The sequence below is a fragment of the Enterobacter sp. CCUG 70166 genome, from assembly GCF_020224095.1.
Lineage (GTDB): Bacteria > Pseudomonadota > Gammaproteobacteria > Enterobacterales > Enterobacteriaceae > Enterobacter > Enterobacter intestinihominis.
The window spans coordinates 63,547-80,980 of the sequence record NZ_NRIQ01000027.1 but is presented as its reverse complement, the minus strand read 5'-3'; the positions used below and the strand labels follow the sequence as shown (position 1 = coordinate 80,980).

The 17,434-nt window shown below is 55.3% G+C and carries 13 protein-coding genes; 9 read left to right on the top strand and 4 right to left on the bottom strand.

Features of this window, described 5'->3' with window-relative positions; translation table 11 throughout:
- Positions 1-7 precede the first annotated feature (7 nt).
- From mazG to eno, 3 genes are all read left to right on the top strand, one after another.
- Positions 8-799 (top strand): nucleoside triphosphate pyrophosphohydrolase, encoded by a 792-nt coding sequence (gene mazG, locus CKK19_RS11715; protein WP_003862720.1) that lies wholly within the window; start codon positions 8-10, stop codon positions 797-799.
- 223 nt (positions 800-1,022) lie between these two features.
- Positions 1,023-2,660 (top strand): glutamine hydrolyzing CTP synthase, encoded by a 1,638-nt coding sequence (gene pyrG, locus CKK19_RS11710; RefSeq protein WP_022649202.1) that lies wholly within the window; start codon positions 1,023-1,025, stop codon positions 2,658-2,660.
- Positions 2,661-2,742: 82 nt separating this feature from the next.
- Positions 2,743-4,041: a phosphopyruvate hydratase gene (gene eno / locus CKK19_RS11705; protein WP_022649201.1), complete on the top strand. Its 1,299-nt coding sequence runs from the start codon at positions 2,743-2,745 to the stop codon at positions 4,039-4,041.
- A 52-nt stretch (positions 4,042-4,093) separates the two neighbouring features.
- Here eno and CKK19_RS11700 read toward each other — a convergent pair whose 3' ends face one another.
- The gene (locus CKK19_RS11700; protein ID WP_015571725.1) at positions 4,094-4,918 is read right to left on the bottom strand and encodes a MurR/RpiR family transcriptional regulator; all 825 of its coding nucleotides are present in this window, start codon (positions 4,916-4,918) and stop codon (positions 4,094-4,096) included.
- Positions 4,919-5,084: 166 nt separating this feature from the next.
- Between CKK19_RS11700 and CKK19_RS11695 the strand changes: the two genes are divergently transcribed.
- The 3 genes from CKK19_RS11695 to queE are packed head-to-tail and all read left to right on the top strand — an operon-like array spanning position 5,085 to position 8,077.
- A complete protein-coding gene (locus CKK19_RS11695) occupies positions 5,085-6,644 on the top strand; it encodes a maltose/glucose-specific PTS transporter subunit IIC (protein ID WP_063853206.1) in 1,560 nt (519 codons plus the stop codon).
- Complete coding sequence (locus tag CKK19_RS11690; protein ID WP_023298492.1) at positions 6,644-7,351, top strand: N-acetylmannosamine-6-phosphate 2-epimerase; 708 nt, start codon at positions 6,644-6,646, stop codon at positions 7,349-7,351. Before CKK19_RS11695 ends, CKK19_RS11690 begins: the two co-directional genes overlap by 1 nt.
- A 54-nt stretch (positions 7,352-7,405) precedes the next feature.
- Entirely contained in the window at positions 7,406-8,077 is a 672-nt protein-coding gene (gene queE / locus CKK19_RS11685) for a 7-carboxy-7-deazaguanine synthase QueE (RefSeq protein WP_225455143.1), read from the top strand.
- A 17-nt stretch (positions 8,078-8,094) separates the two neighbouring features.
- Here the strand turns inward: queE and CKK19_RS11680 are convergent, their stop codons facing one another.
- Entirely contained in the window at positions 8,095-9,492 is a 1,398-nt protein-coding gene (locus tag CKK19_RS11680) for an MFS transporter (RefSeq protein ID WP_032626005.1), read from the bottom strand.
- A 27-nt stretch (positions 9,493-9,519) separates the two neighbouring features.
- The gene (locus CKK19_RS11675) at positions 9,520-10,689 is read right to left on the bottom strand and encodes a M20 aminoacylase family protein (RefSeq protein WP_063853188.1); all 1,170 of its coding nucleotides are present in this window, start codon (positions 10,687-10,689) and stop codon (positions 9,520-9,522) included.
- Between the two features lie 171 nt (positions 10,690-10,860).
- On the opposite strand from CKK19_RS11675, the gene CKK19_RS11670 reads away from it, so the two are divergent.
- Complete coding sequence (locus CKK19_RS11670; protein ID WP_225455142.1) at positions 10,861-13,215, top strand: helix-turn-helix domain-containing protein; 2,355 nt, start codon at positions 10,861-10,863, stop codon at positions 13,213-13,215.
- On the opposite strand, the gene queD is transcribed toward CKK19_RS11670, so the two are convergent.
- Positions 13,200-13,565 (bottom strand): 6-carboxytetrahydropterin synthase QueD, encoded by a 366-nt coding sequence (gene queD / locus CKK19_RS11665; RefSeq protein ID WP_006811776.1) that lies wholly within the window; start codon positions 13,563-13,565, stop codon positions 13,200-13,202. The genes CKK19_RS11670 and queD overlap by 16 nt on opposite strands.
- A 303-nt stretch (positions 13,566-13,868) precedes the next feature.
- Here queD and cysJ point away from each other — a divergent pair, with 303 nt between their 5' ends.
- Positions 13,869-15,674, top strand: a complete 1,806-nt coding sequence (gene cysJ, locus CKK19_RS11660; protein WP_058676750.1) for an NADPH-dependent assimilatory sulfite reductase flavoprotein subunit — start codon at positions 13,869-13,871, stop codon at positions 15,672-15,674.
- On the top strand, positions 15,674-17,386 hold the full coding sequence (cysI, locus tag CKK19_RS11655) for an assimilatory sulfite reductase (NADPH) hemoprotein subunit (protein WP_063853186.1): 1,713 nt from the start codon (positions 15,674-15,676) through the stop codon (positions 17,384-17,386). Before cysJ ends, cysI begins: the two co-directional genes overlap by 1 nt.
- The last annotated feature ends 48 nt before the right edge of the window (positions 17,387-17,434 follow it).

The window sequence follows — 17,434 nt, the reverse complement described above, 5'->3', positions numbered from 1 at the left end:
CAGAACTATGACTCAAATCGACCGCCTGCTTGGCATCATGAAACGCCTGCGCGACCCGGAAAACGGCTGCCCGTGGGATAAAGAGCAGACTTTCGCCACCATTGCGCCTTACACGCTGGAAGAGACCTACGAAGTGCTGGATGCGATTTCGCGCGAAGATTTCGACGACCTGCGCGGTGAGCTGGGCGACCTGCTGTTCCAGGTGGTGTTCTACGCACAGATGGCGCAGGAAGAGGGGCGCTTTAACTTTGACGACATCTGCGCCGCTATCAGCGACAAGCTGGAGCGCCGTCATCCGCATATCTTTGGCGATGCCTCCGCAGGCAACAGTGCGGAAGTGCTGGCGCGCTGGGAGCAGATCAAAAGCGCCGAACGCGCTGAAAAATCCCAGCACTCGGCGCTGGACGACATTCCCCTGAACCTTCCTGCGCTGATGCGCGCGCACAAAATTCAAAAGCGCTGCTCGGCGGTAGGGTTTGACTGGACCTCTCTCGGCCCGGTGCTGGAAAAAGTGCACGAAGAGATCGACGAAGTGATGCATGAAGCGCAGCAGGCCGTTGTGGATGAAGCAAAGCTGGAAGAGGAGATGGGCGATCTGCTGTTCGCGACCGTCAACCTTTCTCGCCACCTCGGTGTAAAAGCGGAAACCGCCCTGCAAAAAGCGAACATTAAATTCGAACGTCGCTTCCGCGAAGTTGAGCGCATTGTGGCCTCGCGTGGCCTGGAAATGAGCGGCATTGACCTCGACGCGATGGAGGAAGTCTGGCAGGAAGTAAAACGCCAGGAACATGATCTCTAACGAAATTTTGCGATCAAGCGCAATTTGTGTGATTTTTTAAATGACAAGCGCTTGATTTGTGTCAAAAACATTTACCCAAAAGGGGCTATTTTCTCACTCCTTATGTTTGTCATGGCCTGGGAAGGAGACGGAGAATGAAAGTTTGTGGCGCTCGTCGTGTTCGGGTATACTACTTTCCCGTCCTGGTTATTCCATCGTTTCACCCTAACTTCTCAGGTTCAGCATGACAACGAACTATATTTTTGTGACCGGCGGGGTCGTATCCTCTCTGGGTAAAGGCATTGCCGCAGCCTCCCTCGCAGCCATTCTTGAAGCCCGTGGCCTCAATGTGACCATGATGAAACTGGATCCGTACATCAACGTCGATCCAGGCACCATGAGCCCAACCCAACACGGGGAAGTGTTCGTTACTGAAGACGGCGCTGAAACCGATCTGGATCTTGGCCACTACGAGCGTTTCATCCGTACCAAAATGACCCGTCGTAACAACTTTACGACTGGCCGTATCTACTCTGACGTTCTGCGTAAAGAGCGCCGTGGTGACTACCTGGGCGCGACCGTGCAGGTCATCCCACACATCACTAACGCCATCAAAGAGCGTGTCCTTGCCGGTGGCGAAGGGCATGACGTTGTGCTGGTTGAAATCGGCGGTACCGTAGGGGATATCGAATCCCTGCCGTTCCTCGAAGCGATTCGTCAGCTGGCGGTAGATATTGGTCGTGAGAACGCGCTGTTCATGCACCTGACGCTGGTGCCTTACATGGCGGCAGCAGGTGAAGTGAAAACCAAACCGACTCAGCACTCTGTTAAAGAGCTGCTCTCCATCGGTATTCAGCCTGATATCCTGGTTTGCCGTTCCGATCGTGCGATTCCGGCGAACGAACGCGCGAAAATTGCATTGTTCTGTAACGTGCCTGAAAAAGCCGTTATTTCAATGAAAGACGTCGATTCCATTTATAAAATCCCGGGCCTGTTGAAATCACAGGGTCTGGACGATTATATTTGTAAACGATTCAGCTTGAACTGTCCGGAAGCTAACCTGTCTGAATGGGAGCAGGTGATTTACGAAGAAGCCAATCCGGGCGGCGAAGTGACTATCGGTATGGTCGGCAAGTATATTGAACTGCCGGATGCCTATAAGTCAGTTATCGAGGCGCTGAAGCACGGTGGTCTGAAGAATCGCGTCTCCGTCAACATCAAGCTGATTGATTCGCAGGATGTTGAAACGCGCGGCGTCGAAATTCTCAAAGATCTGGATGCGATTCTCATCCCTGGCGGCTTCGGCTACCGTGGTGTTGAAGGCAAGATCGCCACTGCACGCTATGCGCGTGAAAACAATATTCCATACCTCGGCATCTGCCTGGGTATGCAGGTTGCGCTGATTGAATTTGCGCGCAACGTAGCGGGAATGGAAAACGCGAACTCTACGGAATTTGTGCCAGACTGTAAGTACCCTGTCGTGGCGCTGATTACGGAATGGCGCGACGAAGACGGTAACGTCGAAGTCCGTACCGAGAAGAGCGATCTGGGTGGCACCATGCGTCTTGGCGCACAGGCCTGCCAGCTGTCAGACGATAGCGTGGTTCGCAAGCTGTACGGCGAGCCGGTGATTACCGAGCGCCATCGTCACCGCTATGAAGTCAACAACATGTTGTTAAAACAAATTGAAGCTGCAGGTCTGCGTGTTGCGGGCCGTTCCGGGGATGATCAGTTAGTCGAGATCATCGAAGTGCCAAACCATCCGTGGTTCGTGGCCTGCCAATTCCACCCGGAATTTACTTCAACGCCGCGTGACGGGCATCCGCTGTTTGCAGGCTTCGTGAAAGCCGCCAGCGAGTACCAGAAGCGTCAGGCGAAGTAAAAAAAGTTAGAACGGCAACGCGTACCCCTGGTACGCGTTGTTTGTCTGGAGTTTTAGTTTAACTTGTACTGAGGAAAATCTAATGTCCAAAATCGTTAAAGTCATCGGTCGTGAAATCATCGACTCCCGTGGTAACCCGACCGTTGAAGCCGAAGTTCATCTGGAAGGTGGTTTCGTCGGTATGGCTGCTGCTCCATCAGGCGCATCTACAGGTTCCCGCGAAGCGCTGGAACTGCGTGATGGCGACAAATCCCGTTTCATGGGCAAAGGCGTACTGAAAGCGGTTGGCGCTGTTAACGGTCCTATTGCTCAGGCTATCGTTGGCAAAGATGCCAAAGATCAGGCTGGCATCGACAAGATCATGATCGATCTGGACGGTACTGAAAACAAATCTAACTTCGGTGCGAACGCAATCCTGGCAGTTTCCCTGGCGAACGCCAAAGCAGCAGCTGCTGCTAAAGGTATGCCACTGTTCGAGCACATCGCTGAACTGAACGGCACCCCAGGCAAATACTCCATGCCTGTACCAATGATGAACATCATCAACGGTGGTGAGCACGCAGACAACAACGTTGATATTCAGGAATTCATGATTCAGCCTGTTGGCGCGAAATCCCTGAAAGAAGCGGTGCGTATGGGTTCTGAAGTGTTCCACAACCTGGCTAAAGTTCTGAAAGCTAAAGGTATGAACACTGCTGTTGGTGACGAAGGTGGCTACGCGCCAAACCTGGGTTCTAACGCAGAAGCGCTGGCTGTTATCGCTGAAGCGGTTAAAGCAGCAGGCTACGAGCTGGGCAAAGACATCACCCTGGCGATGGACTGTGCAGCATCTGAATTCTACAAAGACGGTAAATACGTTCTGGCTGGCGAAGGCAACAAAGCATTCACCTCCGAAGAGTTCACCCACTTCCTGGAAGACCTGACCAAACAGTACCCAATCGTTTCTATCGAAGACGGTCTGGACGAGTCTGACTGGGATGGTTTCGCATACCAGACCAAAGTACTGGGCGACAAAATCCAGCTGGTTGGTGACGATCTGTTCGTAACCAACACCAAGATCCTGAAAGAAGGCATCGAGAAAGGCATCGTTAACTCCATCCTGATCAAATTCAACCAGATCGGTTCTCTGACCGAAACGCTGGCTGCGATCAAAATGGCGAAAGACGCTGGCTACACCGCTGTTATCTCTCACCGTTCTGGCGAAACTGAAGACGCTACCATCGCTGACCTGGCTGTGGGTACCGCTGCTGGCCAGATCAAAACCGGTTCTATGAGCCGTTCTGACCGTGTTGCTAAATACAACCAGCTGATTCGTATCGAAGAAGCGCTGGGCGAAAAAGCACCTTACAACGGTCGTAAAGAGATCAAAGGCCAGGCATAAGCCTGAACTTTCGTTCTTATGAAAAAACCCGCTTCGGCGGGTTTTTTGTTTTCTATAGCAGAAGCGGCAGCGTGGCGCTGGCCGTTTGCTGGCTTACGTCACCGTAATGGCTGTCTACTGCAATAAGGGAAGTGGTAAGCAGTTCAACCAGCAGCATCACGCCAACCTTGGCATTGAGCGCACCCGCGCTCAGCGGTCCCTCGGGCTTGGCTGCAACCAGCTGTAAATCGCTCAGGGAGGCCAGCGGGCTGCGGGGTGTATTGCTGAGCGCCAGTACCTTAACGCCACGCTTGCGGGCGAGTTTCACCACGTGAAGCAGATCCCGTGTAGAGCCAGAACTTGAGATGGCCACCACCAGCGTCTCTTTCGAGAGCGTCGTCGCATTCATGGCGGCGCGATGCATATCGCTAAACAGCTGTGCAGGTTTGCCGAGTCGCAGCAGCTTGTAATGCAAATACTCCCCCAGAATCGCGCTGGCTGCCACCCCGTAAATTTGCACTGATTGCGCCTGATGCAGGGCCAGTGTCGCCTGTTCAAGCTGGGCCCGGTCGAGGAGTTTTGCGGTATCTTGCAGCGCCTGGACAGACTCATCCACCACGTTATCTATCGCATCTCCTGCCTGACGCTCTGGCAAACCCTGCTGAATATCCAGCGCAAGCGCCATTTTAAATTCGTTATATCCCTTACAGCCCAGCGTGCGGCAAAGGCGTGTGACGCTGGCCTCGCTGGTGCCGCTTTCACGCGCCAGCTCGGTGATCGTCAGGTAGAGCACCCTGGCAGGATCGTTGAGAACAAACTCCCCCAGTTTTTGTTGCGTTGGGCTGTACCCGGAAGCCTCCTGGCGTAGCTTCAGCAGCAGGTTTTCATGGTCCGACATGCTAGATCCTTAATGCGTTTCTCTGCCAACTAGTGTGGCGGAAAGCGGGGGAGAGATGCCAGTCATTTCGAAAAAGTATGATCGGCGTCCTGGTTTTTGGTGGTAATTTTCACAATTAAAATTATATGTGGTAAAAATTTTCATCAACAACCAGGGGGATAAAAAAATGATGCAAATGTTCAGCGGAGCGTCTTCCGGCGGATGGTTTGAAAAAGCGCAGCGCTTTGGCAAATCCTTTATGTTACCCATCGCCATACTGCCCGCAGCAGGTCTGTTGCTGGGGATCGGCGGGGCGCTATCGAATCCGAATACGCTTACCGCGTATCCATTTTTAGACGTTGGCTGGCTACAGGCCATCTTTACCATCATGAGCAGTGCAGGCTCGATTGTGTTCGCAAACCTGTCGGTACTGTTTGCTGTTGGGGTCGCCGTTGGGCTGGCAAAAAATGATAAAGGTACGGCAGGGCTGGCGGCATTACTCGCTTATCTGGTGATGAATGCCACTATCAATGCGCTGCTGATCCTGACCGGAAAACTGGCGTATGAGAACCCGGGCGCCGTAGGGCAGGGCATGACGCTGGGTATTCAGACGCTTGAAACGGGCGTGTTTGGTGGGGTCGTTATTGGGCTTGTGACCTGCGCACTGCATCATCGGTTTAATAAAATCGCGCTTCCGCAATTTCTGGGCTTTTTTGGCGGCTCGCGCTTCGTTCCCATTATCAGCTCGCTGGCGGCGATACTTGTCGGCGCGCTGATGACCGTGGTCTGGCCGCATTTTCAGAAGCTGATCTTTGGCCTTGGCGGTCTGGTGGATGCCACCGGCTATCTGGGGACATTGCTGTACGGCTTCATCCTGCGCATGCTTGGCCCGTTTGGCCTGCACCACATCTTTTATCTGCCGTTCTGGACCACCGCGCTTGGCGGCAGTGAAATTGTTAACGGTCACCTGGTTGAGGGCACGCAGCGGATCTTCTTCGCTCAGCTTGCGGACCCGAACACCCAGCACTTCTATGAGGGCACGTCGCGCTTCATGTCCGGGCGCTTTATCACGATGATGTTTGGCCTGCTCGGCGCCTGCCTGGCGATGTACCACACGGCTAAACCCGAGAACAAGAAGCGCGTAGCCGGGCTGCTGCTGTCAGCGGCGTTAACCTCTTTCCTGACGGGCATTACCGAGCCCATCGAGTTCTCATTCCTGTTTATTGCGCCGGTGCTGTACGTCATTCATGCGCTGTTTGACGGGCTGGCGTTTATGCTCGCGCACATGCTGCATATCACCATCGGGCAAACTTTCTCCGGCGGGTTTATTGATTTCGTGCTGTTCGGCATTTTGCAGGGTGAAGCGAAAACTAACTGGATGTTCGTCCCGCTGGTAGGCGTACCGTGGTTCTTCCTTTACTACTGTACTTTCCGCTATCTGATTAAACGTTTTGATTTTGCCACGCCGGGCCGTGAAAAGGAGGCGTTGGCTGACGAGGCTACCCTGCCGCAAAGCGAGCGTGCCGCGGCGGTGATCGCCGGATTGGGTGGAAGAGACAATCTGGATGACGTTGACTGCTGCGCCACGCGTCTTCGCGTCACGGTGAAAGACGGTAGCAAAGTCAATGAAGCAGCACTGAAAGCGACCGGCGCGCGCGGCGTTATCGTCCGCGGCAACGGTGTCCAGATCATCTATGGCCCGCACGTCACCCTTATCAAAAACGAAGTGGAAGAGATCTTATCGTAATGAAAACTGTACTGGATAACCTGAAAGGAAAACTGGTCGTCTCCTGCCAGGCGCTGGAAAATGAACCGCTGCACAGCCCGTTTATTATGTCGCGAATGGCGCTGGCGGCAGCCCAGGGCGGTGCCGCTGCGATCCGCGCCAATAGCGTGGTGGATATCAAGGCTATCAAAGGGCTGGTCTCACTGCCGGTCATCGGCATCATCAAACGGGACTATCCGGATAGCGAGGTGTTTATCACCGCGACGCTCAAAGAAGTGGATGAGCTGATGGCGGTCGCCCCGGACATCGTTGCGCTGGATGCGACCGCCCGGAAACGGCCCGGTGGCGTATCGCTGGACATGCTGATCGCGCAGATCCGCACCCGTTACCCTTCGCTGCTGCTGATGGCGGATATTGCCACCGTGCAGGAGGCCGTGACCGCGCAGGCGCTGGGGTTTGATTGTGTCGGAACCACCCTTTACGGTTATACGGCAGAGACCGCGGGCCATTCGCTACCGGAAAATGACTGCGCGTTTTTGAAAGAGGTGCTGTCTGCCGTCACGATCCCCGTGATTGCCGAAGGTAACGTGGATACCCCCGATCGCGCGGCCAGGTGTCTGGAGTTGGGGGCGCATACGGTTGTCGTCGGCGGGGCGATCACCCGACCGCAGCAAATTACGGAACGGTTTATGGCGGCAATTGGCGCGCAAAGCACCGATGGAGCATGATCATCTGACGGGGATCTGCGATACTTCTCGTTTATTCCCTTAACAGAGTTGACTATGCAGTACCCGATTAACGAGATGTTCCAGACCCTGCAAGGCGAGGGTTACTTTACCGGCGTTCCCGCTATCTTTATTCGTTTACAGGGATGCCCGGTTGGCTGCGCCTGGTGTGATACCAAACATACGTGGGATAAGCTCGCAGATCGGGAAGTGTCGCTGTTCAGCATTCTGGCGAAAACCAAAGAGAGCGATAAATGGGGCGCGGGCAGCGCGGAAGATCTGCTTGCCATTATTGATCGTCAGGGCTGGACGGCGCGGCATGTGGTGATCACCGGCGGGGAACCCTGCATTCACGATTTGATGCCCCTCACCGAACTGCTCGAGAAGAATGGCTATAGCTGTCAGATCGAAACCAGCGGTACCCATGAAGTGCGCTGCTCCCATTCAACGTGGGTAACGGTTTCACCGAAAGTGAATATGCGCGGCGGTTATGACGTACTGTCGCAGGCGCTTGAGCGTGCGGATGAGATCAAACATCCGGTGGGGCGCGTGCGTGACATCGAAGCGCTGGATGAACTGCTGGCGACGCTGACGGATGAGAAGCAGCGCGTGATCGCGCTACAGCCTATCAGCCAGAAAGACGATGCAACCCGTCTGTGCATTGAAACCTGTATCGCCCGCAACTGGCGCCTGTCGATGCAGACGCACAAATATCTGAACATTGCCTGATACTTTTGTGGCCCCGCTTAACGCGGGGCTTTTGTTGTTGGCAGTAAAGCCCAGGTCACTACGGCTGACCCAAGACAAATCGCACTGTTGAAAAGCAAGGCATACTGCGCGGCACTGGCCGTTCCCATCGGCAGCCATAGCGCGTACAGCGATGCGGTGACCGCGATCCCCATTGCGCCGCCCAGGGAACTGCCCATCTTATAGATCCCTGAAGCCACCCCCACTTTGTTTTCAGGGGCATTCATTACCGCCGTGTCCGTTGAGGGCGTGGCGTAACATCCGAGCCCCAGCCCGAATAAAATATTGCTCAGAAAGACGGTGACAATGTAGACCTCTTTGCTTAAGAAGGTGCATGAAATCAGCGTAATACCTGTTGCGGTCAGCAGCGGGCCGGTCATCATCGGCAGCCTGGCGCCATAGCGCTGAAGCAGTTTTTCACCCACCCGGATCATCGCCAGTACGGTAACCAGATACCCCAGCGTCATCATGCCGGTCTGTAGCGGTGACAGATGATGGCCTTGCTGCAACCAGATGCTGGCGATCATCATGGTGCCAATGCAGCCGTTGAGCAGGAAATTTGAGAATACCGAGGCGCTATAGGCCCTGTTTTTAAACAGGGCGAAATCGATCAATGCCGCATCGCCCTTCCGCCGCCCGGTAACGACAAAGCACATCAGTGCAATCACGGCTCCACACAGTACAAGAAGCGATAAACTGCTGCTCCAGCCCCAGCTGTGTCCTTTGCTGATAAACAGATTGAACAGCACCAACATAAGGACAAAACTCACCAGGCCGCTGATATCCAGCTTGTGTCGACACGCATCAGGGCTGCGGCTTTCCGGCGTGGCGCGGATAAGCAATAGCGCGACCAGAGCCACCACTATCGACAAAATAAAAATCCAGCGCCAGCCCAGCGTGGTGGCGATGGCGCCTCCCACAAACGAGCTCAGGCCACTCCCGCCCCATGAACCAATAACCCAGAAGCTGATTGCGCGCTGGCGTGCTTTCCCTTCATACCAGGTCTTAATCAGCGCCAGCGTGGCGGGCATGATGCAGGCCGCGGATAGCCCCTGTATCGCTCTTCCCAACAGAAACAGGACGGGCTCCCATGAAATGAACAGCAGACCGCTTCCGATCATGCTCAAAATCAGGCCTGTCATGGTCAGGCGCATGCGCCCAAACTTATCGGCAAACCCACCGCAGGCTACGACAAAACAGCCGCTAAACAACGCGCTCAGGCTGACGGCCAGCGTAAGGGTTTCGAGGGCAATGTCGAGGCTATTCTGCATGGCCGGAACCACGTTGATAACCGACTGGGCAAACAGCCAGAAGGTCAGAACGCTCATGACGATACCCGCCAGCAGCCGATCGTTACCGGCGTAGGCGGATGCGTCTGTCAGGGAAACGGTACTCATAGTGCAGCCCTCCCGGGAAGGTGCGAATCAGCGCAGATAGTGTTCGGTCAGTGCGGCCCACAGCGCCGCGCCGGTGAGGAGAATAGTGTCGTTAAAGTCGTAGCCCGGGTTATGCACCATGCAGCGGTCAGGCTCATCGCCAGCGCCAAGGGTGAAATAACAGCCATTGGGATTTTTCTCGAGCATGAACGCAAAGTCCTCGCTGCCCATAAACGCATTCACCTCCGCGACGGAATCCTGACCGAACAGATCGGTGGCGACGTTGCGCACCATCTCATTGGCTTGCGGATTGTTTTTCAGTACCGGGCTGCCATTAATGTGTCGAATGGTAGCCGTGGCATTGAAACTTTCCGCCTGCGCAACGGCGATATCATGGATGCGCTGTAGCACGGTTTGCCGCACGCTTTCATCCAGCGTGCGCACGGTAAGTTTCATCAATACTTTGTCGTTGATGATGTTGGGGGCATGTCCAGCCTGAATGCTGCCTACGGTAACGACGGCAGGCTGAAAAGGGGTGATATTGCGCGAAACAATGGACTGCAAAGCGATAGTGATATGACAGGCAACCAGGGTGGCGTCTACGGTATGTTCTGGCACCGCACCGTGACCCCCCACGCCGTTAACCTCAATATGAAGGGTGTCCGAAGAGGCCATCATGGCGCCATCGCGCAGACCAATTTTTCCGACGGGCTGTGACGGCATATTGTGCAGACCAAAAATGTGGTCGCAGGGGAACAGGTCAAACAAACCGTCCTCTACCATAACGCGTCCGCCATACAGAAGTTCTTCCGCGGGCTGAAAAATAAGGTGCAGCGTGCCGTTAAAATTGCGGGTGCGTGCCAGGTACTCCGCTGCATACAGGAGCGTTGTGGTGTGGCCGTCATGACCGCAGCCGTGGAATTTACCCTCAACGGTACTGCTCCAGGCCTTGCCGCTGTTTTCCTGCATAGGCAGCGCATCCATGTCGGCGCGCAGACCCAGGCGTTTAGTCCCGTTACCCACCTTCAGCGTGCCGACCACACCGGTTTTCGCCAGGCCGCGATGAACCTCATATCCCCATTCCTCAAGCAACGCCGCAACGCGATCGCTCGTATTGTGCTCCTCAAAACCAATTTCAGGATGCTGATGAAAATAGCGACGTAATTCAGTGAACTGGGCTTCTTTGCCGCGCAGAGCTTCGATAATTGGATGTGTCATTTTTGTTATCCTTTTTATGCCAAACGGTGATAATTTCGAGTCTATGACGATCGCACTGCCAGAAAATGCATTTTTTTGTTGTAAAGCGACGGTTTTGTTTTGATTGTTTTTCATACAATTCCGTTATGACAAAAAAGAGCCAGTCATTATTTGTCTTTGATGAGGGGAAAGATGAATCAGCGGGGAGATGAATTTTGGGTGGAGATCCAGGACATTCGCCACTGCGTGGAGGATGAAGGCGATACGCTAACGTTGCTCTGGGTGCTGGAAGGGCGGGCTGAGCTGAATACCGATGTGGGACGTGACATCCTGGAGGCCAATACCCTTGCCATCATCAACCGTCATCGACGCTGGCAGTTCACGAGCGAAACGGCAAATATCACCCTGCGCGTGTCCCTTTCCGGGCGCTGGGTGGTCCAGCTCTGCAATGATTTTTTTGTCCATGATTACGCTATACCGGCAGAAGCCGGAGGCGTCTGGCCCCAATGCGATGCGCTTCGCGATCTGCTGCGCCAGCTTCTTGTGGTCACCCTCATTAACGACCCACACCGCTACCGGCTGGAGGCGTACCGCTGGCTGAGCGAGATATTGCTGTTGCTGACCAGCCGCTTTCAGCAGCCCGCCCGGTTTTTGTCCCGTGAACTTTCCCCAGCGCACAGCAAACGCATTGCCCGGGTGATAGAGCGGATCAATGCCAGTTATTCTCGCCGTATTACGCTTGCGGAAATCGCCACGAGTGAATATGTCTCTGAAGCCTGGCTCTCTCGTCTCTTTAGAAAGGAAGTGGGGATCAGTTTCATGCAGTACATCACCACCCTGCGGCTGGAAAAGGCGGCTGACGCGCTCCGTCTGACGAACCGACCGCTGCATCAGATTGCGCTTGAGCAGGGTTTCGCCAGCACGCGTATGATGACCGATCGGTTTCGGCGTGTTCACAATATGTCCCCGGGTGAGTTTCGTAAGTCCCGACGCCAGCACCCGGAGGCCACACGTGTTCGTACGGACAGGTGTGAGCAGCGCTATCCGGTGGCCATGGATAAGCTGTTTAGCCTGCTCAATGAACCGGTGGCGCGCGGCTGGGGAGCCTCCCCGCTTATCGATCGACCGCAGCAGGAGCAGACACTGGATCTTGAGCAGCTTAATCCTCTCTCCACCTCGCTGCGTCGTATGCGGGTGGTCATTACCCTGCGTGAGCTCGACGATTTACTGCGTGAGGACGTTCGTCAGAATCTTGAAGCGATAAATGAGGCCATTCCCATAGAGGGAATTGATATCGCCGAACCTTTTCTCAGCAGCCGTCTGTTTGCCACCGGGTGGGATGACCCCCAGATGGCGGGCTACGCCTGCTGGTACAATCTGCATCAGCTCTTCACCTGGCTGGCAAAAAAGCAATGGACGGTGCTGCTGCACACCGGCGTAACGACCCGTCGCGATCTACTTGCCCGTTTTTTACAACGGTCGGTCAATCATTTTTCGCCCGAGATCACCGCGGGCTGGCACTTTGTCATGCACTGGTCAACACAGGCGAGTGAGGAGACCCGGGAGCAGGTCTGGCTGGCGCAGCAAAACGTCATACGCAACTATCTGCCACAGGCAAAGTTTGGTTTATGGCATCGATTTTCACCCGACAGCGCGGGCGTGAGCGACAATACCCTGTTCAGCTCAGCCATCCTGATGCAGGCCGATTTTCTTGCCTGTTCAGCCGATGCCAATGAACTTCTCGATCCTGCGCAGCGGGAGCCAGCCCAACTCTCTTCTACAGAAAATTATCCGGTACAGAAGATCCGCCAGATTATCGCCGCCCTTCGTCTGCGCAAATGTTCTCTTCCCGTCTGGCTTCTCTCCTGGAATACCCTCACCGGGAACACGCGGGCGACAAACGGCTGGTTTTTTCGTGGGGCGCTGCTGATGCAGAGCCTGCTCGGGCTATCGGAACAGGTCTGGCTAGGGGGATTCTGGCTCAATTCGGGCCTTCAGGGTGAAGCCCGTGCGAACAACACCATCGATACGTCAAGCCTTGCGCTACAGTACAACCATGGTCTTCCACGGCCGGTTTATTGGGTACTCTGGCTCTGGCAACGCCTGCGGGGCGAGGTGCTGGTAAACGACGGGCGTGTTCTGCTCACGCGCCATCACAATGGTTACCAGTTGCTGCTGCGTAATGTGGTGGTTTTTAATCCGCTCCTTTCCAGTGAAGAAGCATTCATCCAGCGTTTTCGCCAGCAGTATCATTTACATCTGAAGGGCATGCGCGGTATTTGGCGAATTAAACGCCATCTTTTCGATCAGCATAACGGCGCGCTCTATCCGTTGCTTGAAGGGGTAGGCAGCGAAAGCGGCCCTGACGAAGAGATGTGGCGCTGGATAGCGCACAAAGCGCGTCCAACGCTTTCCCTGTACGATGAACGCATTGATGACGGCTGGCAACTGACAGAATCACTGGAGAGTAATGCGCTGGTGCTCTATGAGTTTACGCCGCTCGTGCCTCTTGAGGCCGAAACGGAGGAGATTCACTCCCCGCGGTAGACGCAGCCTGCCGTGCAGGTCTCTTTGATCATCACCGCGCTTAGCAGCGGCACAAGCGGTTTCATCTGATCCCAAATCCATTTCGCCAGCACTTCGCTGGTCGGGTTTTCAAGGCCCGGAATATCATTCAGATAGTAGTGATCGAGACGATCGTAGGTCGGCTTAAACGCGGCCTTCAGTTCGGCAAAGTCCATGATCCAGCCCGTATGGGGATCGACTTCACCGGTGATTTCAAGACGCACCATAAACGAGTGTCCATGCAGGCGGCCACATTTGTGCCCGGCAGGAACGTGTGGAAGGTGGTGTGCGGCTTCGAAGGTGAAATCTTTAAACAGTGTGGTGGACATCATAGCTCTCAGGAATGCGGAAAAAACCGCCGCATAGTACCGGAAAGCACAATTTTTATCATTAACTAAAACGGCTCTGAACGGTCACCGCCTCGTATCCATGGTGTTTATCGACTTTTGTTGTTTTATTTCATATAGTTATTTAATCGCTTTTATCGTTAAGAACGATAACTAAAACAGGTTAGTCCATTTGGTTATTAATTATTTCCATCCCTTCTTTAATTGTTATTATCCCCGCCGTTAACCTTATCTTCAGTTTGGATTTATTCGCTTAAAGTCCGCTTTGCTACTGGAACATAACGACGCATGACAACACAGGCCCCACCTTCAAATTTGCTTCCCCTTAACCCGGAGCAACTGGCGCGCCTCCAGGCCGCGACTTCCGATTTTTCACCCACCCAGCTTGCCTGGGTCTCCGGCTATTTCTGGGGAATGCTGAACCAGCAGCCGGGTGCTGTGGCAGGCGTACCGCCAACGGCCGTTGAAATTCCTGCCATCACGCTTATCTCCGCTTCGCAAACGGGTAATGCCCGGCGTGTGGCCGAAGCGCTGCGTGATGACCTGCTCGCCGCGAAGCTGAACGTTAACCTGGTCAACGCCGGGGATTATAAATTCAAACAGATCGCGTCAGAAAAACTGCTGGTGGTGGTGGCGTCAACGCAGGGGGAAGGTGAGCCTGCTGAAGAAGCCGTCGCACTGCATAAGTTCCTGTTCTCGAAAAAAGCGCCAAAGCTCGAGGGCACCGCCTTTGCCGTCTTCGGCCTCGGTGATACGTCCTATGAATTTTTCTGCCAGTCCGGTAAAGATTTCGACAGCAAGCTGGCGGAGCTGGGCGCAGAGCGCCTGCTGGATCGCGTAGACGCTGACGTGGAATACCAGGCTGCCGCCGCCGAATGGCGGGCGCGCATCGTTGAGGTGCTGAAGGCCCGCGTCCCGAAAGAGACGCCAGCGCAGGCCGCCGTTACCGTAGCCGGCACCGTTAACGAAATCCACACCAGCCCTTACACGAAAGAGGCGCCGCTGACGGCGAGCCTGTCGGTAAACCAGAAAATCACGGGCCGTGATTCAGAAAAAGACGTGCGCCATATCGAAATCGATCTCGGTGACTCTGGCCTGCGTTACCAGCCTGGCGATGCGCTGGGCGTCTGGTATCAGAACGATCCGGCGCTGGTGAAAGAGCTGGTCGAACTGCTGTGGTTGAAAGGCGATGAACCGGTTACCGTGGACGGCAAAACGCTCTCGATCTCCGAGGCGCTCCAGTGGCATTTCGAACTGACGGTCAACACCGCCAACATCGTTGAAAACTACGCCACCTTAACCCGCAGCGAATCGCTCCTTCCGCTGGTCGGGGACAAGGCGAAGTTACAGCAATACGCGGCGACAACGCCGATTGTCGATATGGTGCGTTTCTCTCCGGCACAGCTGGATGCTGACGCGCTGGTCGGCCTGCTGCGTCCGCTGACCCCGCGCCTGTACTCCATCGCCTCCTCGCAGGCGGAAGTGGAAAACGAAGTCCACATCACCGTTGGCGTGGTGCGTTACGACATCGAAGGCCGCGCGCGGGCGGGCGGGGCGTCAGGCTTCCTGGCAGACCGCGTGGAAGAAGAGGGCGAAGTTCGCGTCTTTATCGAGCACAACGACAACTTCCGCCTGCCGGCGAACCCCGAAACGCCGGTGATTATGATTGGCCCAGGCACCGGTATTGCGCCATTCCGCGCTTTTATGCAGCAGCGTGCGGCAGACGACGCGCCGGGTAAAAACTGGCTGTTCTTCGGCAACCCGCACTTTACTGAAGATTTCCTCTACCAGGTTGAGTGGCAGCGCTACGTCAAAGAGGGCGTGCTGACCCGCATCGATCTGGCCTGGTCCCGCGATCAGAAAGAAAAAGTATACGTACAAGACAAACTGCGCGAACAGGGCGCAGAGCTGTGGCGCTGGATCAATGACGGCGCCCACATTTATGTCTGCGGCGACGCCAATCGCATGGCGAAAGACGTTGAGCAGGCACTGCTGGAAGTGATTGCCGAATTCGGCGGTATGGATGCCGAAACGGCGGATGAATTTTTAAGTGAGCTGCGCGTAGAGCGCCGTTATCAGCGAGATGTCTACTAATGAGCGAAAAACATCCTGGCCCACTGGTGGTCGAAGGCAAACTGACTGATGCCGAGCGCATGAAGGTAGAGAGCAACTACCTGCGCGGTACCATTGCCGAAGATTTAAATGACGGCCTGACCGGCGGTTTCAAAGGCGACAACTTCCTGCTGATCCGTTTCCACGGTATGTACCAGCAGGACGACCGCGATATCCGCGCCGAGCGTGCCGAACAGAAGCTGGAGCCGCGTCACGCGATGCTGCTGCGCTGTCGTCTGCCGGGCGGGGTAATCACTACGAAACAGTGGCAGGCGATCGACAAGTTTGCCGGTGAAAACACAATCTACGGCAGCATTCGTCTGACCAACCGTCAGACCTTCCAGTTCCACGGCATTCTGAAGAAGAACGTCAAGCCGGTGCACCAGATGCTGCACTCCGTGGGTCTGGACGCGCTGGCGACTGCCAACGACATGAACCGTAACGTGCTCTGCACCTCGAACCCGTACGAATCTGAGCTGCACGCCGAAGCGTACGAGTGGGCGAAAAAAATCTCCGAACATCTGCTGCCACGTACCCGCGCCTATGCGGAGATCTGGCTCGATCAGGAGAAAGTCGCCACCACCGATGAAGAGCCGATCCTCGGTCAGACCTACCTGCCGCGTAAGTTTAAAACCACGGTGGTGATCCCGCCGCAGAACGATATCGACCTGCACGCCAACGACATGAACTTCGTGGCGATTGCCGAAAACGGCAAGCTGGTCGGCTTTAACCTGCTGGTGGGCGGCGGTTTGTCCATTGAGCACGGTAACAAGAAAACTTACGCCCGCACCGCGAGCGAGTTCGGCTTCCTGCCGCTGGAGCACACGCTGGCCGTGGCAGAGGCGGTGGTCACGACCCAGCGTGACTGGGGTAACCGTACCGATCGTAAAAACGCGAAAACCAAATATACCCTTGAGCGCGTAGGCGTCGAGACGTTCAAAGAAGAAGTGGAGCGTCGCGCGGGCATCAAGTTTGAGCCGATCCGCCCTTACGAATTCACCGGTCGCGGCGATCGCATCGGCTGGGTGAAAGGCATCGACAATAACTGGCACCTGACGCTGTTCATTGAAAATGGCCGTATTCTGGATTATCCGGGCCGTCCGCTGAAAACCGGCCTGCTGGAAATCGCGAAGATCCACAAAGGCGAGTTCCGTATTACCGCCAACCAGAACCTGATCGTCGCCAGCGTGCCGGAAAGCGAAAAGGCGAGAATTGAAGAGCTGGCGCACGAGCACGGGTTGATGAACGCGGTGAAGCCGCAGCGTGAAAACTCAATGGCCTGCGTGTCGTTCCCGACCTGTCCGCTGGCGATGGCCGAAGCCGAGCGATTCCTGCCGTCCTTCACTGATAAAGTGGAGGCTATTCTGGAAAAACACGGTATTCCGGACGAGCATATTGTTATGCGTGTGACGGGCTGTCCGAACGGCTGCGGCCGCGCGATGCTGGCCGAAATCGGTCTGGTAGGGAAAGCGCCGGGTCGCTATAACCTGCACCTGGGCGGTAACCGTATCGGGACACGTATTCCGCGTATGTTCCGCGAGAACATCACCGAGCCGGAAATTCTCGATTCCCTCGACGTGCTTATCGGACGCTGGGCGAAAGAGCGCGAAGCGGGTGAAGGCTTCGGCGACTTTACGGTACGTACGGGTATCATTCGCCCGGTGCTCGATCCCGCAAGGGATTTCTGGGAGTAATCCATCCTTTGCCCGGTGGCGCTTCGCTTACCGGGCCTACGGGTTTTG